Genomic DNA, 24,595 nt, shown 5'->3' with positions numbered 1-24,595 from the left:
CATGGAGAACAATCAGCCCATCATCGTCAAGCGCGTCAAGCGCTTCGGCGACGGCCATCACGGCGGCGCCTGGAAAATCGCCTTCGCCGACTTCGCCACGGCGATGATGGCATTCTTCCTGGTGCTGTGGTTGCTGTCGACCGCCACGCCCGAGCAGAAGATCGCCATTGCCGGTTACTTCAAGGATCCGATCGGCTTCTCCGAAAGTGGCACGCCCTACATCATTGACCTGGGTGGTTCGCCACAGCTGGCGCCCGAAAAGACCATCAACCCGGAAGTGAAGTCCGAGCCGACGCCGGATACAAGCTTGCAGTTGGACAAGGACAAGGTCGAGACCATGGCCGAGCAGGTCGAGCGCGAGCGCCTCGAGTTGCTGCTGCAGGAGCTGCAGAACAAGGTCGAGGAAAACCCGCAGTTGCAAAAGTTCAAGGACCAGATCCTGTTCGAGATCACCCAGGACGGCCTGCGCATCCAGATCATGGATGCCGAGAACCGGCCGATGTTCGACCTGGGCAGCGCACGCCTGCAGCCGTACTTCGAAGACATCCTGCTAGCCATGGCCGACACCATCAAGGCGGTGCCGAACAAGATCAGCATCAGTGGCCATACCGATGCCAAGCCGTATTCCGGTACCGGCGACTTTGGTAACTGGGAGCTGTCGGCCAACCGCGCCAACGCGGCGCGTCGCGCACTGGTCGCCGGTGGCTATCCAGATGAGCAGGTGGCCCGTGTGGTCGGCTATGCATCGTCGTCGCTGTTCGATCGCGCCAACCCGTTCAACCCGGTCAACCGTCGTATCGACATCATCGTCCTGACCAAGAAAGCCCAGCGCGATATCGAGGGTGAGCAGGGCAAGCCGCAGGCTGCGCCGCCTGGCGCTGAAGCACCGCCTGCGGGCGCTGCGCCAGGTGCGGCCGCGACTCCGGGCGATACGCCGATGCAACCGCGCGAGTTGCGCCAGAAGCTGAACATCTTCGAGGATGGCGTGTTGAAGATGGATGAGGCCAAAGACCAGTAAAGGACAGGGGCCGCTTCGCGGCCCCGATGCATTCAGAACCCCCGCCTGATCTTGGCCTTGAGATCGGCATGGAAGAAATCCGCATTGTCCCTGTCCGACACTAAGCTGCGCCCGGCCTGCGAAGCCATGGCCCGGCCAAAAGTCTGCTCGTCATGGTATGCGCGCACGAAAAGGTCTATATGCTCCCGTTCCCGCATCACTGGCCACTTGCCCAGGCGCTGCGGCAGGTCAGTCGAGCCAGCATGGTAGAAAGTCACTCGCCGATGCGCCATGGCCGCAGCGCCCAGCAGCCAGGCTGTCCACCAGTCTTCGCCATGGGCCTCGTAGAGCACGCCGATCCAGTGAGTGGCATCGGCCATGTGCTGGCAAAAGCAACCATGCAGGTCGTCGAGGGTCTGGCCTTCGTCGTCGAAGGGGACAAGTTGAGTAGGAATGCCTTCTAGCAGAAGGCGTTCGTTGAGGATGAAGGCATCGAGCCGCTCATCTCGGCGGTAACTGATGAAAACCGGCATCCTTGTTGCCCTCCCTGATCAATGCCGACGACAAGGCATGACCATCGGGGAAAGCGGAGAGCTGGACAATAGGTGACTGCGAAACCGGAGTGGTCCTACCTGCTCCGGTAACATCTCCTACAGCAAAAGCCGGCAGATCCGCCAATCAGTAGGTGTCTTCCGGCAAGCTGGCAATGATTGAACGGTAGCTGTTCATCCGTTGCTGCGTGACGCCGCCGTCTTCCAGCGCCTTGAGCAGGGCACAACCAGGCTCGCGGTCATGCTTGCAGTCACGGAAGCGGCAGTTGCCGATCAGTTCGCGGAATTCGATGAAGCCATCCTCGACATCGTCACGGCTGACATGGCCCAGGCCGAATTCACGGATGCCTGGAGAGTCGATCAGGTCACCGCCATTGGGGAAGTGGTAGAGGCGCGCGGTGGTGGTGGTGTGGGTGCCCTGGCCGGACCATTCCGACAGGTCGCCGACACGGGTGCCCGCATCAGGCAGCAGGCTGTTGACCAGCGAGGACTTGCCCACGCCCGACTGGCCGACGAACACGCTGATATGACCATCGAGTGTCTGCTGCAAGCGCTGCATGCCATCGCCCTGGTGCGCCGAGACTTCCAGCAGCGGGTAGCCCAGGCCACGGTAGACCTCGAGCATGGCATTGAGAGTCGGGGCGTTCTCGTCGTTGATCAGGTCGGCCTTGTTCAGCAGCAGCAACGGGCGGATGCCGGCATGCTCGGCGGCGACCAGGTAACGGTCGATCAGGTTGGGGTGCGGTTCGGGCGCAGGGGCGAAGACAATGACGATCAGGTCGACGTTGGCTGCCACCGGCTTGAGCTGGCCATGGTTGTTCGGCCGGCACAGTTCGGTGTTGCGCGGCATCTGCGCGACGATCACGCCGATGCCCTGGTTGCCGGCGCGCCAGACCACACGGTCGCCAGTCACCAGCGCCGGCAGGTTGGCCCGCAGGTGGCAGCGGAATACCTGGCCCGCGACCTCGCCGTCCTGGGCCTCGACCTCGACCTGCACGCCGAAGTGGGCAATCACCAGGCCCAGTTGCTCCGGTCCCAGGTCGCCACCCTCCAGTTCCTGCAGCACATGCTGCTCGCGTTTGGCGGCGCGAGCGGCGCGTTCACCCTGGATCTTTTCGATGCGCCAGTTCTGGCGGCGGTTGAGCTGGCGTTTGGCCATGAAGGTTCCGTGTCGGCGGGGCAGAAAGAAAACGGCAGGCAGTTTAGCACGGCGCGCCCAACACCCGTTCGCTAGGCTAATATGACGGCCTATTCGAGGAGCCCTTTCATGCTAAACCCACAGAACCTGATCTGGATCGATCTGGAGATGACCGGCCTGGATCCGGACAACGACGTCATCATCGAGATGGCCACCATCGTCACCGACAGCGAGCTGAACACCCTGGCCGAAGGCCCGGTGATCGCCATTCACCACAGCGACGAGGTGCTGGCGCGCATGGACGAGTGGAACACCCGCACCCATGGCGCCTCGGGCCTGACCCAGCGCGTGCGCGAAAGCAAGGTGAGCATGGCCGAGGCCGAGGCGCAGACCATCGCTTTCCTCGAGCAGTGGGTACCGAAGGGCAAGTCGCCGATCTGCGGTAACAGCATCTGCCAGGACCGCCGTTTTCTCTATCGCCACATGCGCGAGCTGGAGAACTACTTCCACTATCGCAACCTCGATGTGTCCACGCTCAAGGAATTGGCCGCGCGCTGGGCGCCGGAAGTGCGTGACAGCTTCAAGAAGGGCAACACCCATTTGGCGTTGGACGACATCCGTGAGTCGATTGGCGAACTGCGTCACTACCGTGAGCATTTCATCAAGGTCTGACCTCCTGCGCCGATGATCGTCGGCGCGCCCCTTTTGGTGCCTTGCGTGACTGGGTAGACTGCGCGCCTTTCCCGCACGGACCTGCACCATGTTGCTGATGCTCTATCTCATTGCCATCACCGCCGAAGCCATGACCGGCGCCCTGTCCGCTGGCCGTCGGGGCATGGACTGGTTCGGCGTGGTGCTGATCGCCTGCGTCACCGCGCTGGGTGGCGGCTCGGTGCGTGACGTGCTGCTCGGGCACTACCCGCTGACCTGGGTGAAGCATCCCGAGTACCTGGTGCTGACCAGCTTCGCGGCGCTGCTGACCATCTTCATCGCGCCCTTGATGCGCCACCTGCGGTCGTTGTTCCTGGTGCTCGACGCCCTGGGTCTCGTGGCGTTCACCCTGATCGGCTGCATGACCGCGCTGGAGATGGGGCAGGGGTTCCTTGTCGCCTCCATCAGCGGGGTGATTACCGGGGTGTTTGGCGGCATTCTGCGGGACATCTTCTGCAATGATATTCCGTTGGTGTTTCGGCGTGAGCTGTATGCCAGTGTTTCGTTCGCGGCGGCTTGGTTCTATCTGGGGTGTGTTTACTTCAAGGTGCCGGCGGAGCAGGCCATGCTGCTGACACTGTTTGGTGGTTTTCTGGTGCGGTTGTTGGCGATTCGGTTTCATTGGGAGATGCCGAAGTTTCATTACAATGATCAGCAATAACGGCTTTTGCGGCGCAGCCACTGTATTCAGAATTTTTCTGGCAGGACTGTAACTGTAGCTATATAGCCATTTTTCAGAAGAGTTGCTGCTCTTGATCTTGATCTTGATCTTGATCTTGATCTGCTTTTGCTTCTAGGTGCGCGATAGTTCAGGCGACACAAATTGCGACTTCAGGAGGCCGAACGCAGGTCTTGCGGAGGGAGGTGACGGGCATGGATGCCCGTCAAGCGCTGCGCCCCAGGATGGGGCGTTCAGCGCGGTCCTCCCGGGAGCAAGGCCGGAGTGAGGGGACCCCGGAGAGAAGCGTAGGGGCCGGATGAATGGAGCGTGTACGGATCACCCACATGGGTTACACAAAAGTTCACTCACATAGGTGACAACACCTTGAGTGTTACATAACCATCAGTGGCATCCCGCACATCGACTCTGCCAAGGATGATGGGACCGAAAATAACATCCCAGACGCCATCCCCAACCTGCTCCAGTCCAATGGTCTGGTGCTTGAGCACATAACCTACGTAGATCCTCAAGCCCCGGCGATTGATGATGCCGGAGCTATCAGCCGGCAAGCTCTCGATATGACTGGGATAGGTCATTTCGGGGAGCTTTTCAGGGAATGGGCGTGGAGATGGCTGGTAGCAAGACGCCGGTGTTTTCTGCTTCAGCGCTTCATGCAAGCGCTCGTGATTGTAGTGCTGCCGAAAGCGATCAAAGTGCCGTTGTTGAGCCTCCCAGGCCACTGCCGGCGGCGATGGGAGCGTGCTTTTGAGCGTTCGATGCATGCGCTCGTGGCGGCCATTTTGTTCAGGCCGACCAGGCGCAATGCGCTCGGGAATGATGCCTAGACGCAGCCACCAGATCGACAGCTGAGAAAGTCCCGCACGCCCCTTACTGGCAAACGGCACACCGTTATCGGTACGAATCCGCTCAGGCAAACCATTCTCTCGGAACACTTGGGTGAAAACGGCCTGGGTTTCCAGCAGGTTGGTATTGGGCATGCTGTGGCAGGCGAGCAGGAAACGACTGGCGTGATCCATGATCGTCAGCGGATAGCACCAGACGCCTGCACCTGTCAGAAATTGACCTTTGTAGTCCGCACTGAACAGCTGGTTAGGCGACTCGGCCTTCTCCAGGGGCTTGGGATAGACCGCTACACGCTGACGTAAGCGGCGTGGTTTGACCAATTGGGCTTTCTTGAGGATGTTGTAGATCGCTGTCTTCGAGGGCGGCGCCTGATCAGGGAAACGCTCCTGCAGCGCAGCCTGGATCTTTTTCGGCCCCGGTTCCGTTTCGCCTCGACTGCGCAATTCGATGATGGCTTCGCGAACTGCGGCGGGTACGACCCAATCCTGGTTCAACCGGCGGCGGCTGCGTTCTTCCAGCCCCGAAGGCCCCTCTTTCTCATATCGCTCGACCCATTTGTAGCCGGTCTTTCGGCTGATCTCGTAGGCCTGGCACAGGGCGCTGAAGCTGGGCGGCCCCTGCAGGTAATCCGCAATGAAAAGCATTTTAAGGTCCATAGGTTTCAGCTCTCGCCAAGGCATGGTCAGATCCTCGAAAACCGACCCTGCCAGTTAAAGACTGTTACCTATGTGCGTGAACTGATTTGTAACCCATGTGGGTGAGTCATACCCGCGAGGATTTTTTGGTCCCTTTTTGATCCTTCGAAAAGGGACCCGCCGTAAGGGCGGAAAGGTGATTATGCGTCACCATCGCAAATGAATGCGCATATAACTTTCGAGACACACGCTGTGTAAGTCAAAGTCAAAGTCAAAGTTAAATGCGATTGGCGTGGGTTTTTACAGTTGTAAGCGCATTCATTTGCTATAATGACGCATAGTCACCCTTTCGCCACCCGGCGAGTCACTTTTTGTCAAACGCGACAAAAAGTAACCAAAAAACGCTGCGCTCCATTCATCCGGCCCTCCGCTTCGCTCCGGGTTCCCTCACTCCGGCCTTACTCCCGGGAGGACCGCGCTGAACGCCCCATCCTGGGGCGCAGCGCTTGACGGGCATTCATGCCCGTCACCTCCCTCCGCAAGACCTGCGTTCGGCCTCCTGAAGTCGCGAAGTTACGGGCGGCGCCTGCACTGGCGCAGCTGGCGCTCGCAGGCTATGGGGTTGACCTTTTGATCGCCAAAGGCAAAGACAAAGGCAAAGGCAAAGGCAAAGTCGAAGCAGCGAGCTTCAAAGGGCGTTGTGGCGAGCCAGGGCCCATTCCACGTGTTCGCGTACCAGCTCCGAAGGATCATCCCGCCGCGCATTGAGCGCCTCCAGCACGGGGATGGTCGACGGGGCGTTGCCAAGCCCCACCGCGAGGTTGCGCAGGAACCGTTCATACCCCGCCCGGCGCAATGGCGAGCCTTCGGTGCAGCCGAGAAAACGCTTTTCATCCCACAGGAACAGTTCGGCCAGCTCGATATTGTCCAGCCCCCGGCGGGGCATGAAGTCGTCTTCGGTCGTGGTCTTGGCGAAACGGTTCCACGGGCAGACGAGCTGGCAATCGTCGCAACCAAACACTCGGTTACCGATCAATGAACGCAGTTCCATTGGAATGGCCCCGCGCAATTCGATGGTCAGGTACGAGATGCAGCGCCGGGCATCGAGCTGATAGGGCCCGACGAACGCCTGGGTCGGGCAGATGTCCAGGCAGGCCTGGCACCGCCCGCAATGATCGCTACCCTGCACGCCGTCGATCGGCAGCGGCAAGTCGACGAACAACTCGGCGAGGAAGAAATAGCTGCCCGCCTTGCGGTTGAGCAGCAGGGTGTTCTTGCCTATCCAGCCAAGGCCGGCCTCCTGGGCCAGGGCTTTCTCCAGCACCGGAGCGCTGTCGACGAAGGCGCGGTAGCCGAACGGGCCGATGGCTTCCTGGATGCGGTCGGCGAAGTGCTGCACCCGCTTGCGCACCAGCTTGTGATAGTCGCGGCCCAGGGCATAGCGCGAGATGTAGGCTTTTTCAGGGTCCGCCAAGCGCTTTGCCATCTGCGTGTCGCCGGGCAGGTAGTCCATGCGCAGCGAGATCACCCGCAAGGTGCCGGGTATCAGCTCGGCCGGGCGCGAGCGCTTGTTGCCATGCTCGCCCATGTACTCCATCTCGCCATTGTGGCCAGCGGCCAGCCAACGCTGCAGGTGCTGTTCGTGCTCGCCAAGGTCGACACCGGCGATGCCGACATGGGCAAAACCGAGTTCGCGGCCCCAATCCTTGATCGATTGGGCCAGTGTGGCGATGTCTGGAAGGTCGGCGGACATGTATGAACAAGCATTACAAGCGGAGGTGCGTATAATTCTGCCAGACATCGGAGCCTTTGACCCCATGCCTCAGACCAAACACCCCCCATTACCGCTCAGCAGCCTGACCTTGGCCAGGTTGCCGCCACGTGCTGCTGATGCCCACAAGGGCGATTTCGGCCATGTGCTGGTGGTCGGCGGCGACCTGGGCACAGGCGGCGCGGTCATGCTCAGTGGCGAGGCGGCGTTGCGTTGCGGCGCCGGCCTGGTCAGCGTCGCCACCCGCCCCGAGCACGTAGCTGCGGGGCTGACACGCCTGCCCGAGACCATGTGGCTGGGCGTGAGCTCGGCCAACCAGCTGATGCCGCTGCTCGAGCGTGCCACGGTGCTGGTGGTCGGCCCTGGCCTCGGCCAGGCCGGGTGGGGGCGCAGCCTGTTGTCGGCGGTGGCCAATGCCCACCGACCACAGGTGTGGGACGCCGATGCGCTCAACTTGCTGGCGCGCACGCCACTGGCACTGCCCAGCGGCAGCATCCTCACCCCGCACCCCGGCGAGGCCGCGCGCCTGCTGGGGATTTCCACCGAGGCGGTGCAGGCTGACCGGCCGGGTGCGGCGCGCAAGCTTGCGCGTCGTTACGCCAGCGTCTGTGTGCTCAAGGGCGCCGGCACGTTGGTGGCCGACCCTGCCGGGCAACTGGCTTTTTGCGGCCGTGGGCACCCAGCCATGGCCGGTGCCGGATTGGGCGATGTGTTGACTGGCGTGCTGGCAGCCTTGCTGGCCCAGGGGCTGGATGCCTGGCAGGCCGCGTGCCTGGGGGTGTGGCTGCATGCGTGCGCCGGCGAGCGGTTGGGTGTCAAAGGTAGAGGGCTGGCGGCCAGTGATCTGGTGCCGGTCATTAGAGCGTTATTGGAGGAGCATTCAGCGTGTCAGGCATAACCCTGTTTCTGGGCGACGAGGACGCCACCGTCGCCTTTGGCGCGAAACTGGCCGAAGTGACCAAAGGTCATGGTGTGATTTTTCTCGAGGGCGACCTGGGGGCCGGCAAAACCACCCTGTCCCGCGGGCTGATCCGGGGCCTGGGTCATACCGGCCCGGTGAAAAGTCCGACATTTACCGTGGTTGAACCCTACGAGATAGGTGATGTTCGCGCCTTCCATTTCGACCTCTATCGTCTGGTCGACCCGGAAGAGCTTGAATTCATGGGCATTCGCGATTATTTCGAGGGCGATGCATTGTGCCTGTTCGAATGGCCCGATAAAGGTGCGGGCGTTTTGCCAAAGCCCGACCTGACCATTACCATAAGCCCGCAAGCGGGCGGACGTTCGCTGAACCTGTCGCCGCAGGGGGCACGCGGCGAAGCCTGGTGTGCCGTTCTGGCCAAAGAATTCATACAGTAAGTGGGGAAAGGTATGCGCATACGCGCACTGGTCGCTGTCGTTGGGCTGCTGCTGACCGCGGTGACCGTTGACGCTCTGGCCGTCACTCAAGTCAAGAGCATGCGCCTGTGGCGCGCTCCGGACAACACGCGGCTGGTCTTCGACCTGTCCGGGCCTGTGCAGCACAGCGTCTTCACCCTCACCGCTCCCGATCGTCTGGTGATCGACATCAACGGTGCCACCCTGGGGGCGCCGCTGAACGTCTCCACCTCGAACACGCCGATCACCAGCGTGCGTTCGGCCCAGCGCACGCCCACCGACCTGCGCGTGGTGGTCGACCTGAAGAAAGCCGTGTCGCCGAAGAGCTTCACCCTGGCCCCGAACGCCCAGTATGGCAATCGCCTGGTGGTCGACCTGTACGACCAGGAAGCCGACGCCATCGCCGCCAGCAACCCGACACCGCCGCCGACACCGCAGCCACCGGCCACCACGCCGGCGGTGCCCGTCACCCCGGCGCAGCCGGCGATCAAGTTGCCACCGGCACCGAGTGGCAAGCGTGACATCGTGGTCGCCATCGACGCCGGCCACGGCGGCGAAGACCCGGGCGCGTCCGGCTCGCGTGGCCAGCACGAGAAAGACATCGTGCTGGATATCGCCAAGGAACTGCAGCGCCAGATCAACTCCGAGAAGGGTTATCGCGCCGAGCTGACCCGCACCGGCGACTACTTCATCCCGCTGCGCAAGCGCACCGAGATCGCCCGCAAGAAGGGCGCCGACCTGTTCGTCTCGATCCACGCCGACGCCGCGCCGTCCAAGGCTGCCTTCGGCGCCTCGGTGTTCGCCCTGTCCGACCGCGGTGCCACCTCCGAGACCGCCCGCTGGCTGGCCGACACGGAAAACCGCTCCGACCTGATCGGCGGTGCCGGCAACGTCAGCCTCGACGACAAGGACCGCATGCTGGCCGGCGTGCTGCTCGACTTGTCGATGACCGCCACCCTCAGTTCCAGCCTCAATGTCGGGCAGAAGGTGCTTGGCAACATGGGCCGGGTCACGCCGCTGCACAAGCAGCGGGTGGAGCAGGCCGGGTTTATGGTGTTGAAGTCGCCGGACATCCCTTCGATCCTCGTTGAAACCGGGTTCATCTCCAATGCCAACGAGGCGGCCAAGCTGGCTACCCGCAGTCATCAGCAGGCCTTGGCGCGTTCGATCCATACCGGTGTGCGTCAGTTCTTCCAGCAGAACCCGCCGCCTGGCACCTACATTGCCTGGCTGCGTGACAGCGGCAAGATCGCCGAGGGCCCGCGTGAGCACACCGTGCGACCGGGCGAGACCCTGGCGATGATCGCCGTGCGCTACCAGGTGAGTGTTGCCGCCCTGCGCAGCAGCAACAGCCTGAAAAGCGATGAGTTGAAAGTCGGCCAGCACCTCGACATTCCGACCACCGCCCTGGCGTCCCAGCGATGAGTGGCGGCTCGCGCATCCAGCTGCTCAGCCCGCGGCTGGCCAACCAGATTGCCGCCGGCGAGGTAGTCGAACGTCCCGCGTCGGTGGCCAAGGAACTGCTGGAGAACAGCCTCGACTCCGGTGCCCGGCGTATCGAGGTCGAGGTCGAGCAGGGCGGCGTGAAGTTGCTGCGGGTGCGCGACAATGGCAGCGGCATCGCCCCTGACGACCTGCCGCTCGCCCTGGCGCGCCATGCCACCAGCAAGATTCGTGAGCTGGAAGACCTCGAAGGTGTGCTCAGCCTCGGGTTTCGCGGCGAGGCGCTGGCATCGATCAGCTCGGTCGCCCGCCTGACCCTCACCTCGCGTACTGCCGAGGCGAGCGAGGCCTGGCAGGTGGAGACCGAGGGGCGCGACATGCTCCCGCGGGTGCAGCCGGCGGCTCATCCGGTCGGCACCTCGGTCGAAGTGCGTGACCTGTTCTTCAATACCCCGGCCCGACGCAAGTTCCTCAAGGCCGAAAAGACCGAATTCGATCACCTGCAGGAGGTGATCCGGCGTCTGGCGCTGGCGCGCTTCGACGTGGGCTTTCACCTGCGGCACAACGGCAAGACCATCTTCAGCCTGCATGAGGCCGCCGACGAGATGGCGCGGGCGCGGCGCGTCGGCACCATCTGCGGCCCGGGCTTCCTCGAGCAGGCGCTGCCGATCGATGTCGAGCGCAACGGCCTGCGCCTGTGGGGTTGGGTGGGCTTGCCGACCTTCTCGCGCAGCCAGGCCGACCTGCAGTACTTCTTCGTCAATGGCCGCGCGGTGCGCGACAAGCTGGTCGCCCATGCGGTGCGCCAGGCTTATCGGGATGTGCTGTTCAATGGTCGGCACCCGACCTTCGTGCTGTTCCTCGAGTGCGACCCGACTGGCGTGGACGTCAACGTCCACCCCACCAAGCACGAAGTGCGCTTCCGTGAAGGGCGCATGGTCCATGACTTCCTCTACGGCACCTTGCACCGTGCCCTGGCCGATGTGCGCCCGGAAGACCAGCTTGCCGCGCCGGCGGCCAGCGACGAACTGGTCCGCCCCAGCGGCTTGCAGGCTGGCGAGTTCGGCCCCCAAGGCGAAATGCGCCTGGCCTCGCCAGTGCTCGAGCAGCCTCAGGGCGAGCAGCGGGGCTTCGCTTCGAGCGGTTCGGGCGCGGGCTATCAGTACCAGTATACGCCCAGGCCCTCCCAGCCGCTGAATGCCGGCGAGGCGCAGGCGGCCTACCGCGAGTTCTACGCCCCCCTGGACAATGCCGCCGCCGCGCCGAGCGCGTTGCCGGAAAGCCAGGGCGATATCCCACCGCTCGGCTACGCGCTGGCGCAGCTCAAGGGGATCTATATCCTTGCCGAGAACGCCGTCGGCCTGGTGCTGGTGGATATGCACGCCGCCCATGAGCGGATCATGTACGAGCGTCTGAAGGTGGCCATGGCCAGTGAAGGCTTGAGCGGCCAGCCATTGCTGGTGCCCGAGTCGCTGGCGTTGAGCCAGCGCGAAGCCGATTGCGCCGAGGAGCATGCCCAATGGTTCCAGCGCCTGGGCTTCGAACTGCAGCGCCTGGGCCCGGAAACCCTGGCGATCCGCCAGATCCCGGCCTTGCTCAAACAGGCCGAGGCTAATCGCCTGGTGCAGGATGTGCTGGCGGACCTCATGGAGTACGGCACCAGTGACCGTATCCAGGCGCACCTCAACGAGCTGCTGGGGACCATGGCCTGCCATGGCGCGGTGCGGGCCAACCGGCGTCTGGCCATCCCGGAGATGAACGCCTTGCTGCGCGACATGGAGAACACCGAGCGCAGCGGCCAGTGCAACCACGGCCGACCGACCTGGACTCAGATGGGCCTGGACGATCTGGACAAGCTGTTCCTGCGGGGGCGATGACATGAGTGCCAGACCTCCGGCGATTTTCCTCATGGGCCCGACCGCGGCCGGCAAGACCGACCTGGCGATCGAGCTGACCAGCAAGCTGCCCTGCGAGCTGATCAGTGTCGACTCGGCGCTGGTCTATCGCGGCATGGACATCGGTACCGCCAAGCCCTCCAAGGAAGTGCTGGCCGCGCATCCGCACCGCCTGATCGACATTCTCGACCCCGCCGAAAGCTACTCGGCCAAGCGTTTCTGCACCGATGCACTCCAAGCCATGGCCGAGATCACCGCGCGCGGCAAGATCCCGCTGCTGGTTGGCGGCACCATGCTCTACTACAAGGCACTGGTCGATGGCCTGGCGGACATGCCGCCAGCCGATGCCACGGTCCGCGCCGAGCTCGAGGCACAGGCGCAGGCCCTCGGCCTGGCCGAATTGCACCGGCAACTGGCCGAAGTCGATCCAGAGTCGGCGGCGCGCATTCATCCGAATGACCCGCAGCGGCTGATCCGTGCGCTTGAAGTGTACAAAGTGAGCGGCGAGAGCATGACCGCCCACCGTCAGCGTCAATACGCGCAAAGTAGCGGCGCAGACGCAGGCGCGGGCGAGCATTTGCCCTATACTGTCGCCAGCCTGGCGATAGCGCCTACAGATCGTCACATTTTGCATCAGCGAATTGCGTTACGATTTTCACAGATGCTGGAACAGGGCTTTGTCGACGAGGTCCGAACGCTGCGGGCCAGAAGTGACTTGCACGCCGAGCTGCCGTCTATAAGGGCAGTGGGGTATCGGCAGGTGTGGGACTACCTCGACGGCAAGCTGAATGAGAATGAGATGCGTGAACGCGGTATCATTGCCACGCGTCAGCTGGCCAAGCGGCAATTCACCTGGTTGCGCGGCTGGTCCGACGTCCACTGGCTGGATAGCCTGGCCTGCGACAATCTGTCCCGCACCTTGAAATACCTGGGGACCGTCTCCATATTGAGCTGAGTCCCTGCCAGTTGCCGTCTATTCTTGCGAAGGGGCGGCATAATTTATCGATTTTCTTGATTTTCTATTATTGATCCTTACAGGAGTGCGGCATATGTCAAAAGGGCATTCGCTACAAGACCCTTACTTGAACACCTTGAGAAAAGAAAAAGTCCCGGTTTCGATCTATCTGGTCAACGGGATCAAGCTGCAGGGCCAGATCGAATCCTTCGACCAGTTCGTCGTGCTGCTGAAAAACACCGTCAGCCAGATGGTCTACAAGCACGCCATTTCGACCGTCGTCCCAGCACGCCCGGTTCGTCTGCCAAGCCCGACCGATGGTGAGCACGGCGACAGCGAGCCAGGCAACGCTTGAAAAAAGTAGGAGCCTGCATTGTTCTTTGAGCGCCACGGTGGTGGTGAGCGAGCGTTGCTCGTTCACTTGGAAGGTCAGAACCCTGAGGCGCGCGAAGACCCGCAGGAGTTTCAGGAGCTGGCGCTGTCGGCCGGAGCCGATATCGTTTCGCTGGTGACAGTGGCGCGGCATCAGCCCACCGCCAAGTTTCTGATCGGCAGTGGCAAGGTCGAGGAGTTGCGCGACCTGGTCCATTCGGCCGAAGCCGACCTTGTGATTTTCAATCACACCCTCACGCCCAGCCAGGAACGCAACCTCGAGCGCGTCTTCGAGTGTCGCGTGCTGGACCGTACCGGGCTGATTCTCGATATCTTCGCCCAGCGGGCGCGTACTCACGAAGGCAAGCTGCAGGTCGAACTGGCCCAGCTCGAGCACATGAGCACGCGACTGGTACGCGGTTGGACCCACCTTGAGCGGCAGAAAGGCGGTATCGGCCTGCGTGGCCCGGGTGAAACCCAGCTCGAAACCGACCGCCGCCTGCTGCGGGTGCGCCTGCGCCAGATCAAGGCACGCCTGGAGAAGGTGCGCAGCCAGCGCGAGCAGGCCCGTCGTGGGCGCAAGCGCGCCGACATTCCTTCGGTGTCGCTGGTGGGTTATACCAACGCCGGTAAATCGACCCTGTTCAACGCACTCACGCAATCCGATGTGTATGCCGCGGACCAGCTGTTCGCCACCCTCGACCCGACCTTGCGCCGGCTCGAGCTGGCCGACCTGGGGCCGATCGTGCTGGCCGACACCGTAGGTTTCATCCGCCACCTGCCGCACAAGCTGGTCGAGGCATTTCGGGCTACGCTCGAAGAGTCGAGCAACTCCGACCTGCTGCTGCACGTGATCGATGCCCATGAGCCCGAGCGCATGGAGCAGATCGAACAGGTACTGGCGGTGCTGGGCGAGATCGGTGCCGAGAGCTTGCCGATCCTCGAGGTCTATAACAAACTCGACCTGCTCGAAGATGTCGAGCCGCAGATCCAGCGCGATGCCGATGGCAAGCCGCAGCGGGTCTGGGTATCGGCACGCGATGGACGAGGCCTGGAGCTGGTTGGCCAGGCGATTGCCGAGTTGCTGGGGGACGATCTTTATGTCGGAACCCTGTGCCTGGAGCAACGGTTTGCCCGCCTGCGCGCGCAATTCTTTGCCCTGGGTGCCGTGCAGAGTGAAGAGCATGATGAAGAAGGGCGCAGCCTGCTGAGCGTGCGACTGCCCAGGGTCGAGCTGAATCGCCTGGTCAGCCGCGAAGGCATGGAGCCGCAAGTGTTTGTCGAGCAACACACTTTGCAATAAATGCCCGTCGAGGTCGCCGGGCAGCCGTGACAGGCATTCTGTAGCATTGGACGGCGCGCCGTGGGCGCGTCTTTGCTTTATCAGATGGAGAGCGCTATGGCTTGGAACGAGCCGGGTGGCAACTCGAACAATCAGGATCCCTGGGGCGGCCGCCGTAATGGTGGCGGCGGTGGTGGCGACAAGAAAGGTCCACCGGATCTGGACGAGGCCTTCCGCAAGCTGCAGGACAGCCTGAACGGCATGTTCGGCAGTGGCAAGAAACGTGGCGGCGGCGGTGACCGCAATATCGGCAAGGGTGGCGGCTACGGGCTGCTGGGCATCGGCCTGGCGGCTCTGGCGGCAATCTGGCTGTACAACGCCGTCTATGTCGTGGACGAGCAGGAGCAGGCCGTGGTGCTGCGCTTCGGCAAGTACTACGAGACCGTCGGTCCCGGCCTGAATATCTACTTCCCGCCGATCGACCGCAAGTACATGGAAAACGTGACCCGCGAGCGGGCCTACACCAAGCAGGGGCAGATGCTCACCGAAGACGAGAACATCGTCGAAGTGCCACTGACCGTGCAGTACCGCATCAGCAACCTGCAGGACTTCGTGCTCAACGTCGACCAGCCGGAAGTCAGCCTGCAGCATGCGACTGACAGCGCCCTGCGCCACGTGGTGGGTTCCACCTCGATGGACCAGGTGCTGACAGAAGGCCGCGAGCAGATGGCCGTGGACATCCGCGAGCGTCTGCAGCGTTTCCTCGACACCTACCGTACCGGTATCACCGTCACCCAGGTCAACGTACAGAGCGCGGCAGCCCCGCGTGAAGTGCAGGAAGCCTTCGACGACGTGATCCGTGCCCGTGAGGACGAGCAGCGTGCGCGCAACCAGGCCGAGTCCTACGCCAACGGCGTGGTGCCGGAGGCCCGTGGCCAGGCGCAGCGCATCATCGAGGACGCCAACGGCTACCGCGATGAAGTCATCGCCCGTGCCAAGGGTGAGGCCGATCGCTTCACCAAGCTGGTCGCCGAGTACCGCAAGGCGCCGGAGGTCACGCGTCAGCGTCTGTACCTGGACACCATGCAGGAGGTCTACAGCAACTCCAGCAAGGTCCTGGTCACGGCCAAGGACGGGCAGAACAACCTGCTCTACCTGCCGTTGGACAAGATGGTCGAAGGCAGCCGCGGCACCAGTGCAGCGCCGTCCAGCAGCGTATCGCCGTCGGTCAATGACGCCGCCGCGCGTGCCGCCCAGGATCTGCAACCACAACCGCCGCTGCGTTCCAGGGAGAGCCGCTGATGAGCAATAAGTCACTGTTCGCCCTGATCGGCGCCGTGGTGCTGGCGATCGCCGCCTGGAACTGCTTCTACATCGTTTCGCAGACTGAACGCGCGGTACTGCTGCAGTTCGGCCGCGTGGTCAAGGCCGATGTCCAGCCTGGCCTGCACGTGAAGGTGCCGTACGTCAACCAGGTGCGCAAGTTCGACGCCCGCCTGATGACCCTCGACGCGCCGACCCAGCGTTTCCTGACGCTGGAGAAGAAAGCGGTGATGGTCGATGCCTACGCCAAATGGCGGGTCAAGGACGCCGAGCGCTTCTATACCGCAACGTCGGGTATGAAGCAGATCGCCGACGAGCGCCTGTCGCGTCGTCTGGAAAGCGGCCTGCGTGACCAGTTTGGTAAACGCACCCTGCACGAAGTGGTTTCCGGTGAGCGTGATGCGCTGATGGCGGATATCACCGCCTCGCTGAACCGCATGGCCAGCAAGGAGCTGGGTATCGAAGTGGTCGACGTTCGCGTCAAGGCCATCGACCTGCCCAAGGAAGTCAACCGCAGCGTGTTCGACCGTATGAGCACCGAGCGCGAGCGTGAAGCCCGCGAGCACCGTGCCAAGGGTAACGAACTGGCCGAAGGTATTCGTGCCGACGCCGACCGTCAGCGCCGCGTGCTGCTGGCCGAAGCGTACCGCGAAGCGGAAGAGACCCGCGGTGATGGCGATGCCCAGGCAGCTGCCATCTATGCCAAGGCGTACACGCAGGACGCCGATTTCTACGCGTTCTACCGTAGCCTCAAGGCCTACCGCGAAAGCTTCTCCAGCAAGAGCGACGTGCTGGTCCTGGATTCTAAGAACGAGTTCTTCCGCTTCCTGGACAAGAGCAAGCCCTGATCGTGCTCTCATGAGGGATTCGCCCCGCCGGGCAGCTAAAATGCCTGGTGGGGTGCATCCTGAATGAAAAGGGGTGTATGATGAGTCAGCCGGGAAATTCCCGGCTTTTTTGCGTCTGCAAGGTTGATTGGCAAACGGCCAGTTGACGGTTTGGTCAGGTCGCAAGGCAATTCGAGGGTATTGGCTACGGTGGTTGCGCTGGGATCAGTGCTGCCCGCTGTTGTGCGTCAATGCCTGCTTTACTCACGGCTCGCCAGCTGGCAGGCCGCCCGGACCAGAGGGGAAATGGCGTAATGGCAACGGTAGACCGCTGGCTACTGCCAGATGGCATCGAGGAAGTACTGCCACCTGAGGCCGCGCGCATCGAGATCGCGCGTCGTCAGGTGTTGGACCTGTTCCAGAGTTGGGGTTACGAACTGGTCGTCACCCCGCATATCGAGTACCTGGAGTCGCTGCTCACCGGCGCCGGCCAGGACCTGGACCAGCGTACCTTCAAGGTCGTCGACCCGCAGTCCGGCCGCCTGATGGGCTTCCGTGCCGACTTCACGCCGCAGGTGGCGCGCATCGACGCCCACACCCTGCGCCGTGAAGGCCCGAGCCGCCTGTGCTATGCCGGCAGCGTGCTGCATGCACAGCCGCGTGCCCTGTCGACCTCGCGCAGCCCGATCCAGCTGGGCGCCGAGCTGTACGGCGACGCCAGCCCTACCAGCGATGTCGAAGTCATCAGCCTGATGCTCGCCACGCTGCAACTGACCGATGTCGCCGATGTGCACATGGACCTTGGCCATGTCGGTATCTATCGCGGCCTGGCCCGTGCCGCCAACCTGTCCGGCGCGGTCGAGCAGCAACTGTTCGATGCCCTGCAGCGCAAAGCCGTCGATGAAGTGCAGGCGCTGACCGCAGACCTGCCGAAGGACCTGGGCAACATGCTGCGCGCCCTGTGCGAGCTCTGCGGTGGTCGTGAAGTGCTGGCCGAGGCCCGTGTGCGCCTGGGCCGTGCCCCCGCCAGCGTGCTGGCGGCGCTGGACGACCTGTTGGCGATCGCCGATCGCCTGGCTTCGCGCTACCCGGACCTGCCGCTGTACTTCGACCTCGGCGAATTGCGCGGCTACCACTATCACACCGGCGTGGTGTTCGCCGTGTTCGTGCCTGGCGAAGGTCAATCGATCGCCCAGGGCGGCCGCTATGACGACATCGGCGCCGATTTTGGCCGGGCACGCCCGGCCACCGGATTCTCCACGGATTTGAAGACCCTGGTCACACTGGGGCGAGCGGAGGTCGTATTGCCTGCTGGCGGCATCTGGATGCCCGACAGCAGCGATGCGGCCCTCTGGCAGATGGTCTGCCAGTTGCGCAACGAGGGCCAGCGAGTGGTCCAGGCTTTGCCTGGCCAGCCGCTGAGTGCTGCTCTCGAGGCGGATTGTGATCGGCAATTGATTCAGCAAGACGGGCGCTGGCAGGTTCTGCCGCTGACCCATTGAGATTCTTCGCCGGCAATGGGCCGGCACCAAGTTTGCGTGAATGAGGACAAATGTAATGGGTAAGAATGTCGTCGTCCTGGGCACCCAGTGGGGTGATGAGGGCAAAGGCAAGATCGTCGATCTGCTGACCGAACATGCTGCCGCCGTCGTGCGCTACCAAGGTGGCCACAACGCGGGCCACACCCTGGTGATCAACGGTGAGAAGACTGTTCTGCACCTGATTCCGTCCGGCATCCTGCGTGAAGGCGTGCAATGCCTGATCGGCAACGGCGTGGTCGTTGCCCCGGATGCCCTGATGCGTGAAATCACCAAGCTGGAAGAGAAGGGCGTACCGGTGCGCGAGCGCCTGCGCATTTCCCCGGCGGCTCCGCTGATCCTGTCGTACCACGTGGCCCTCGACCAGGCCCGTGAAAAAGCCCGCGGCGAAGCCAAGATCGGCACCACCGGTCGTGGTATCGGCCCGGCCTACGAAGACAAGGTGGCCCGTCGCGGCCTGCGCGTCGGCGACCTGTTCCACCGCGAGCGCTTCGCCGCCAAGCTCGGTGAGCTGCTGGATTACCACAACTTCCAGCTGGTGAACTACTACAAAGAGCCGGCCATCGACTTCCAGCAGACCCTGGACGAGTGCATGGCCTACGCCGAGCAGCTCAAGCCGATGATGCTCGACGTCACCGCCGAACTGCACAACCTGCGCCGCGCCGGCAAGGACATCATGTTCGAAGGCGCCCAGGGCTCGCTGCTGGACATCGACCACGGCACCTACCCGTATGTCACCAGTTCCAACACCACCGCCGGCGGCATCTCCACCGGTTCCGGCGTTGGCCCGATGTACCTGGACTACATCCTGGGCATCACCAAGGCCTACACCACTCGCGTCGGTTCCGGTCCGTTCCCGACCGAGCTGTTCGACGAGACCGGCGCCACCCTGGCCAAGCGTGGCCATGAGTTCGGCTCCACCACCGGCCGTGCCCGTCGTTGCGGCTGGTTCGATGCCGTGATCCTGCGTCGCGCCATCGACGTCAACAGCATCTCGGGCATCTGCCTGACCAAGCTGGACGTGCTGGACGGCCTGGAAACCATCAACATCTGCGTTGGCTACAAGAACGAGAACGGTGCCGTCATCGACGCGCCTTCCGATGCCGACAGCTACATCGGCCTGGAGCCGGTGTACGAAGAGATGCCAGGCTGGAGCGAGTCGACCTTGGGCGTTAAAACCCTGGAAGAGTTGCCGCAGGCCGCGCGCAACTACATCAAGCGCATCGAGGAGCTGGTCGGCGCGCCGATCGACATCATCTCGACTGGTCCGGACCGCAACGAGACCATCGTGCTGCGTCATCCGTTCGCCTGATCAGCTACTTGCTAGCTGACTGAACGCCGCGCCCCCGCAAGGAGGCGCGGCGTTTTCATATGGGTACGAAGTAGCGGGAGGCTTGCCCCGCGCGTGGCATCGGCGCAGGCAATTTCGCTGCCATGGATAATCGCCTCATATCTTTGGCATTTATACCTGCTGTCTCAGGCACAACCCTTGCTGTAAGAAGTTTCTGTAGATGCCATCAAAGTAATGGCGCCAGAAACACGAGGGTTACAACGTGTCTGCCATCCTTTCACTGTTACGAAGCCGCCTCTTGCGGCCTGTGTTTGTTGCGCTTGGTATCGCTCTTCTGGTGCAGGTGCTGGTTGCCGTTGCACTGACGCGGAGCACGGTCACCGCCCTGGAAGCCGATTTGGGGGCGCGCCTGGGCAATGACAGCCAGAAACTGGCTGCCGAACTGGAGCAGGCCGGGGAGGATGTCCGGGCTGGGCTCGACAGCCTTTCCGTCAGTACGCGTCAGCGTTTGAGTGCGGGCCTGTCCAGCCGTCTGCAGGATGAGCAGCAGCAGTTGCGCGCGACGCTGGAGGAAAATCTCAGGGACTCGGCCCATGAAATGGCCGATCTGTTGGCCTCGGTCGCGCCACGGGCGATCTGGGACAACGATGTGCCGATGCTCTCGGACTTCGCTCGCCGTGCCCAGCGCAATCCCAACGTGTTGTTCGTGATCTACGACGATGCCCAGGGCCAGCACCTGACCCGCTACCTCAACCGGCAGAACCCGATCAACCAGGCATTGATGGAAAAAGGCCAGGGCGAACGGGCGCTGGACAAGGTGCTGGATGCCGCACGCAAGGATTCGTCGGTGTACTTCGTAGAGGCGTCGATCAACCCCAACGGCGCAGAGATCGGCAAGGTGCTGATGGGCGTGTCCACCGCGGGCATCGACCAGGAGCTCAAGGCTCTGGATCAGCGCTTCGCGGCCTTGATCGCCAGTGGCGAGCAACTGGTCGGGGACAGCCTGGTGGCCGCCGCCGCCGACAGTGGCAAGGCCTTGCGTGCGCGCCTGGAGACAGCCCAGCACAGCGCCACGGCGATGCAGGCCAATACCGCGCAGACGGTGCGTGATGCCGCCGCCGAGCTGCGCTGGCGCATCGGCCTGGGTCTGGTGCTGGTCGGTCTGGGTGTGCTGCTGGTGGTGGCCGTGGTGCTCGGGCGTCGCGTCCTCAGCAAGCTCGGCCTGCTGATCGCCGCGTTGAACGACCTGGCCGCCGGCGAAGGCGACCTGACCAAGCGCGTCAAGCTCGACAGCCGTGACGAGATCGGTGACATGGCTTCGGCGGTCAATCGCTTCGTCGACAAGCTGCAGCCCATCGTCCGCGAAGCCGGCGAAGTGGCGCAGCGTACTGGCGTGGAGATCGACAGCATGGCCCAGCGCAACGCCGGTGCCGATGCCGCTGCCGCGTTGCAGCGCGACGAAGTGGCTGCCAGCCTGCGCGACCTGTCGAGTATGGCTGACGAGGCCCAGGCCGAGAGCCATGCCATGCAGGCGGCATTGCAGCAGGTGGTGGACATTCGCCAGGCGACCGACGAGAACAGTCGTGCTTCGACGCAGCTGGCGCGGTTGATCGAGAACCTGGCCGGCGAAGTGCAGACTGGCTCCCAGGTGATCGAGCGGCTGGCCAAGCAGAGCGAGCAGATCGAGGTGGTACTGACTGTGATCCATGGCATTGCCGAGCAGACCAACCTGTTGGCGCTCAACGCCGCCATCGAAGCGGCGCGGGCTGGAGAAACCGGGCGCGGTTTCGCCGTGGTGGCCGATGAGGTGCGTGCCTTGGCGAGCAAGACACAGAGCTCGACCGGGGATATCCAATCGCATATCGCTGCGCTGCAGCAAGGCGCCAAGGAGGCGGTGGCGACCATCAGTCAGGCCGGGCGCCAGGCCAGTGAAGGCTTGCTGGTGTTACGCGACAATGAGCGGCGCCAGCAGTCGGTGCAGGCTGCGGTCGAGCAGGTGCATGCGGCGATCGGCCTGGCCACGCGAGCGGCCGAGCAGCAGGCCAGCGGCGCGCAAGCCGTGCGTGGGCGAGTCGAAACCATCCATGCCCAGGCCGAGCGTTCGGCCGAGGTGGTAATGCAGACCACCGCCAGCAGCAAGGTACTGGATGACCTGGCGGCGCAGTTGCGGGCCAGTCTGGGGCAGTTCAGGGCCTGAGGAAAGGTGGGGGGCTGATCGCCGGCAAGCCGGCTCCCACATTTACAGTGCGGCTTGAGAGCGACGCGGTAGGGGTGGGAGCCGGCTTGTCGTGGCGACGAACCGCGGCAAAAGGGGCGCAACGCGCCCCCAAGAGGAGGTTGTCACGCCTTGTTCAGGTACATCCTGGTAGTCAGCAGATACACCGGCAGCCCCGACACCACGATCAACAACGCCGCATAAGGCGCCGCCGCCGCGAACTCGACGTTGGCGGTATGCGCCCACACCTCGGTGGCCAAGGTGGTCATCCCGGTCGGGCTGAGCAGCAGGGTCGCGGTCAGTTCCTTCATCGCATCCAGGAACACCAGGGCGAACGCTGCTGCCATCGCCGGGAAGATGATCGGCAAGGTAACCCGGCAGAAGGCTGCGAAGCTGCTGGCGCCCAAGGTGCGCGCCGCCTCTTCCAGGGTTGGCGAGGCCTTGTTCAGTGCGGTGCGCACCGGCGACTGCGCCAACGGCAGGAACAGCAAGGCATAGGCCAGGATCAGCAGCGCCGTAGTCTGGTACAGCGCCGGCACATAGTGCAGGGCGAAGAACACCAGGGTCAGTGCAATGACCAGACCGGGCAGGGCGTGCAGCAGATAGGGCAACCGCTCGGCCCAGATCGCCAGGCGCCCCTTGTAGCGAACCACCAGGAAGCTGATTGGCAGTGCCAGCAGCACGCAGAAGCCAGCGCCACCCAATGACACCGACAGCGAGGTGCCCAGGGCCTTACCGATGGCCGCGACCGGGAAGGCCGCCGATGAGCCCACGCTCAGCCAGTAGCCGAGCATGGCCAGTGGAATGCCACTGCCCAGCACCGCCAGCGCTAGGCAGAACAGCTGCCCCAGTGGCATCCAGCCGCGCAGTCGCAAGGGTTGGGCGCGGCGCGCCACGCCCTGGCCAATGCGCACATGACGCGCCTTGCCACGCACCCGCAGTTCCAGCCACAGCATCGCCAGGCACAGCACCAGCAGCACCGCCGAGAGCATCGCGGCGTTGGCGTTGCTGAATTCCAGTTCGAACTGCTGGTAGATCGCCGTGGTAAAGGTCTGCAGGCCAAGGATCGACAGGGCGCCGAACTCCACCAGCATGTGCAGGGCAATCAGCAGCCCGCCGCCGAGCATCGACGGCCACAGCAACGGCAGGGTGATCTTGCGGAACACGCCCCAGCGGCTGCAGCCCAGCGTGCGCGCCGACTCCTCCAGCGCGGTATCCAGGTTGCGCAGGGTGGCGGCCACCGGCAGGAACACCAGCGGGTACTTCGACAGTGCCATCACCAGGATCGCCCCGCCCAGCCCTTCGAAGTCCGAACTCAGCGACACCCAGGTGAAGCTGCTGACGAACGATGGCACGGCAAACGGCAGGCATAGCACCACGCCCCACAGGCGTCGGCCAGGCAGGTCGCTGCGCTCCAGCAGCCAGGCCAGGGCCACGCCCACCACCAGGCACAGCGCGGTGACGCCGACCATCAGCAGCAGGGTGTTGCGCAGCAAGCCCCACACGAACGGACGCCATAGCAGGCGCAGGGCTTCATGCCAGCCGGCATCCCAGGCCTTGAGCCCGACGTACAGCAATGGCAGCAGGCTCATGGCCACCAGGAACAGCACGGGCAGCACCACCCAGATGGACGGGCGCTTGCGCTTGGGGACGAAGCGCGCCAAGGCGGGCGAGGGCAGGGCGGCAGTCATCAGAGCAGGCCAACCTCACGTTCCAGCTCGATGGCTTCCTCGGCATTGCCAAGGTCGGCCGGCGAGATCTTCGGCGGGCGCAGCTCATCGAACGGCTTCAGGCCACGGTCAGAGACCATGCCTTTATGCAGCGGGTATTCGGCGGTGGTCTGGGTGATCACGCGCTGGCCTTCTTCGCTGGCCATCCAGTTGAGCAGGGCCTGTGCTTCTTTCGGATGCTTGCTGGCCTTGACCGCAGCGGCGCCGGAGATGGTCACCAGGTTGCCGGCGTCGCCGTCGGCCAGGTAGTACAGCTTGGAGTCGAGCTTGCCGCGCTCGCGCTCCAGGGCGTACCAGTAGTAGTTGTTCACCAGCACGGCGGCGACTTCGCCCTTCTCCACGGCCTTCAGTGCGACCATGTTGTTGGTGTAGGTCTTGCCGAAGGCTTTCAGGCCGGTCAGCCATTCTTCGGTGGCTTCGCGCCCGTGCATCTTGAGGATGGCCACCGCCTGTTCCTGGAAGGCGCCGCTGGTGGGCACGTAGCCGACACGGCCGTCCCATTCGGGGCCGGCGAAATCCATCACCGTGGTCGGCAGGTCTTTCTCATCGATCTTCTTCGGGTTGTAGACCACCACGCGGGTGCGCGCGGTAACGCCCATCCAAGTGCCGTTGGCGCCCACGTATTCCTTGGGCAGCATGTTCAGGGTGGCGTCGTCGATCTTCGCCAGTAGGCCCAGTTCGCCCAGGTTGTTCAGCGGTGGCGACTCTTCGGTATAGATGATGTCGGCCGGCGAGCGTTCGCCTTCCTCGATGATCTGGCTGGCCAACTGGTTGCTGCTGCCCTTGCGAATATTGATATGAATGCCGGTCTTGGCCTCGTAGGCCTTGGCGATGGCTTCACCGATTTCCTTGTGCTGGCCGTTGTACATCGTCAACGTGACCGGTTCGTCTGCCAGGGCGGCCGGAGCGCCGATCACCAGGCTCAGAACTGCGGCGGCCAGGGAGCGCATCAGCGGTTGCGGGCGGATCGTCATGCGGGTATTTCCTCGCTTACGGCTACATATTTGGAAACAATGGTA

General features: G+C 63.4%; 20 protein-coding genes and 2 pseudogenes. 16 read left to right on the top strand and 6 right to left on the bottom strand.

The window, feature by feature from the left end; translation table 11 throughout:
• Position 1 precedes the first annotated feature (1 nt).
• Positions 2 to 1,018, top strand: coding sequence for a flagellar motor protein MotB (gene motB / locus LU688_RS24760; protein WP_023630651.1), 1,017 nt, complete (start codon positions 2 to 4; stop codon positions 1,016 to 1,018).
• A 32-nt stretch (positions 1,019 to 1,050) separates the two neighbouring features.
• Here motB and LU688_RS24755 read toward each other — a convergent pair whose 3' ends face one another.
• Both LU688_RS24755 and rsgA read right to left on the bottom strand, forming a co-directional pair.
• A complete protein-coding gene (locus LU688_RS24755; RefSeq protein WP_023630650.1) occupies positions 1,051 to 1,530 on the bottom strand; it encodes a hypothetical protein in 480 nt (159 codons plus the stop codon).
• A 145-nt stretch (positions 1,531 to 1,675) separates the two neighbouring features.
• Positions 1,676 to 2,707: a small ribosomal subunit biogenesis GTPase RsgA gene (gene rsgA / locus LU688_RS24750; RefSeq protein WP_094012385.1), complete on the bottom strand. Its 1,032-nt coding sequence runs from the start codon at positions 2,705 to 2,707 to the stop codon at positions 1,676 to 1,678.
• 108 nt (positions 2,708 to 2,815) lie between these two features.
• Here rsgA and orn point away from each other — a divergent pair, with 108 nt between their 5' ends.
• Together orn and LU688_RS24740 are read left to right on the top strand one after the other, a co-directional pair.
• A complete protein-coding gene (gene orn / locus LU688_RS24745) occupies positions 2,816 to 3,358 on the top strand; it encodes an oligoribonuclease (protein ID WP_023630648.1) in 543 nt (180 codons plus the stop codon).
• Between the two features lie 88 nt (positions 3,359 to 3,446).
• The gene (locus tag LU688_RS24740) at positions 3,447 to 4,058 is read left to right on the top strand and encodes a trimeric intracellular cation channel family protein (protein WP_023630647.1); all 612 of its coding nucleotides are present in this window, start codon (positions 3,447 to 3,449) and stop codon (positions 4,056 to 4,058) included.
• 365 nt (positions 4,059 to 4,423) lie between these two features.
• Here the strand turns inward: LU688_RS24740 and LU688_RS24735 are convergent, their stop codons facing one another.
• Positions 4,424 to 5,602: an integrase core domain-containing protein gene (locus LU688_RS24735; RefSeq protein WP_104444790.1), complete on the bottom strand. Its 1,179-nt coding sequence runs from the start codon at positions 5,600 to 5,602 to the stop codon at positions 4,424 to 4,426.
• Between the two features lie 643 nt (positions 5,603 to 6,245).
• Positions 6,246 to 7,310: a tRNA epoxyqueuosine(34) reductase QueG gene (gene queG, locus LU688_RS24730; protein WP_160291360.1), complete on the bottom strand. Its 1,065-nt coding sequence runs from the start codon at positions 7,308 to 7,310 to the stop codon at positions 6,246 to 6,248.
• A gap of 64 nt (positions 7,311 to 7,374) precedes the next feature.
• Between queG and LU688_RS24725 the strand changes: the two genes are divergently transcribed.
• From LU688_RS24725 to LU688_RS28075, 13 genes and pseudogenes are all read left to right on the top strand, one after another.
• Complete coding sequence (locus LU688_RS24725) at positions 7,375 to 8,226, top strand: NAD(P)H-hydrate dehydratase (protein WP_038706895.1); 852 nt, start codon at positions 7,375 to 7,377, stop codon at positions 8,224 to 8,226.
• Positions 8,214 to 8,687: a tRNA (adenosine(37)-N6)-threonylcarbamoyltransferase complex ATPase subunit type 1 TsaE gene (gene tsaE / locus LU688_RS24720; protein WP_023631735.1), complete on the top strand. Its 474-nt coding sequence runs from the start codon at positions 8,214 to 8,216 to the stop codon at positions 8,685 to 8,687. Before LU688_RS24725 ends, tsaE begins: the two co-directional genes overlap by 13 nt.
• Complete coding sequence (locus LU688_RS24715) at positions 8,688 to 10,130, top strand: N-acetylmuramoyl-L-alanine amidase (RefSeq protein WP_376780524.1); 1,443 nt, start codon at positions 8,688 to 8,690, stop codon at positions 10,128 to 10,130.
• Entirely contained in the window at positions 10,127 to 12,025 is a 1,899-nt protein-coding gene (mutL, locus tag LU688_RS24710) for a DNA mismatch repair endonuclease MutL (RefSeq protein ID WP_038706893.1), read from the top strand. Before LU688_RS24715 ends, mutL begins: the two co-directional genes overlap by 4 nt.
• Position 12,026: 1 nt before the next feature.
• Complete coding sequence (miaA, locus tag LU688_RS24705) at positions 12,027 to 12,998, top strand: tRNA (adenosine(37)-N6)-dimethylallyltransferase MiaA (RefSeq protein ID WP_094012214.1); 972 nt, start codon at positions 12,027 to 12,029, stop codon at positions 12,996 to 12,998.
• A gap of 94 nt (positions 12,999 to 13,092) precedes the next feature.
• Complete coding sequence (hfq, locus tag LU688_RS24700; RefSeq protein WP_023629894.1) at positions 13,093 to 13,353, top strand: RNA chaperone Hfq; 261 nt, start codon at positions 13,093 to 13,095, stop codon at positions 13,351 to 13,353.
• An 18-nt stretch (positions 13,354 to 13,371) separates the two neighbouring features.
• Positions 13,372 to 14,673, top strand: a complete 1,302-nt coding sequence (gene hflX, locus LU688_RS24695) for a ribosome rescue GTPase HflX (RefSeq protein ID WP_023629895.1) — start codon at positions 13,372 to 13,374, stop codon at positions 14,671 to 14,673.
• Between the two features lie 96 nt (positions 14,674 to 14,769).
• The gene (hflK, locus tag LU688_RS24690) at positions 14,770 to 15,954 is read left to right on the top strand and encodes an FtsH protease activity modulator HflK (RefSeq protein WP_038706892.1); all 1,185 of its coding nucleotides are present in this window, start codon (positions 14,770 to 14,772) and stop codon (positions 15,952 to 15,954) included.
• Positions 15,954 to 16,823 (top strand): protease modulator HflC, encoded by an 870-nt coding sequence (gene hflC / locus LU688_RS24685; protein WP_023629896.1) that lies wholly within the window; start codon positions 15,954 to 15,956, stop codon positions 16,821 to 16,823. The genes hflK and hflC overlap by 1 nt, the downstream gene beginning before the upstream one ends.
• Before the next feature lie 293 nt (positions 16,824 to 17,116).
• The gene (locus LU688_RS24680; protein WP_038706891.1) at positions 17,117 to 18,304 is read left to right on the top strand and encodes an ATP phosphoribosyltransferase regulatory subunit; all 1,188 of its coding nucleotides are present in this window, start codon (positions 17,117 to 17,119) and stop codon (positions 18,302 to 18,304) included.
• A 55-nt stretch (positions 18,305 to 18,359) separates the two neighbouring features.
• Positions 18,360 to 19,652, top strand: coding sequence for an adenylosuccinate synthase (locus LU688_RS24675; RefSeq protein ID WP_028688256.1), 1,293 nt, complete (start codon positions 18,360 to 18,362; stop codon positions 19,650 to 19,652).
• A 577-nt stretch (positions 19,653 to 20,229) separates the two neighbouring features.
• Positions 20,230 to 20,922 (top strand): annotated as a pseudogene (locus tag LU688_RS28080) (methyl-accepting chemotaxis protein); the annotation flags it as partial.
• A 390-nt stretch (positions 20,923 to 21,312) separates the two neighbouring features.
• Positions 21,313 to 21,828 (top strand): annotated as a pseudogene (locus LU688_RS28075) (methyl-accepting chemotaxis protein); the annotation flags it as partial.
• A gap of 143 nt (positions 21,829 to 21,971) precedes the next feature.
• Here the strand turns inward: LU688_RS28075 and LU688_RS24665 are convergent.
• Entirely contained in the window at positions 21,972 to 23,537 is a 1,566-nt protein-coding gene (locus LU688_RS24665; RefSeq protein ID WP_038706889.1) for an ABC transporter permease, read from the bottom strand.
• On the bottom strand, positions 23,537 to 24,550 hold the full coding sequence (locus LU688_RS24660; RefSeq protein WP_094012215.1) for an extracellular solute-binding protein: 1,014 nt from the start codon (positions 24,548 to 24,550) through the stop codon (positions 23,537 to 23,539). Before LU688_RS24660 ends, LU688_RS24665 begins: the two co-directional genes overlap by 1 nt.
• Positions 24,551 to 24,595: the final 45 nt, after the last annotated feature.

It is taken from the genome of Pseudomonas soli (assembly GCF_021283165.2).
GTDB classification, from domain to species: Bacteria; Pseudomonadota; Gammaproteobacteria; order Pseudomonadales; family Pseudomonadaceae; genus Aquipseudomonas; species Aquipseudomonas soli.
Note: the sequence above shows the minus strand (reverse complement) of the source record. Positions and strands in the feature narration are given on the sequence as shown.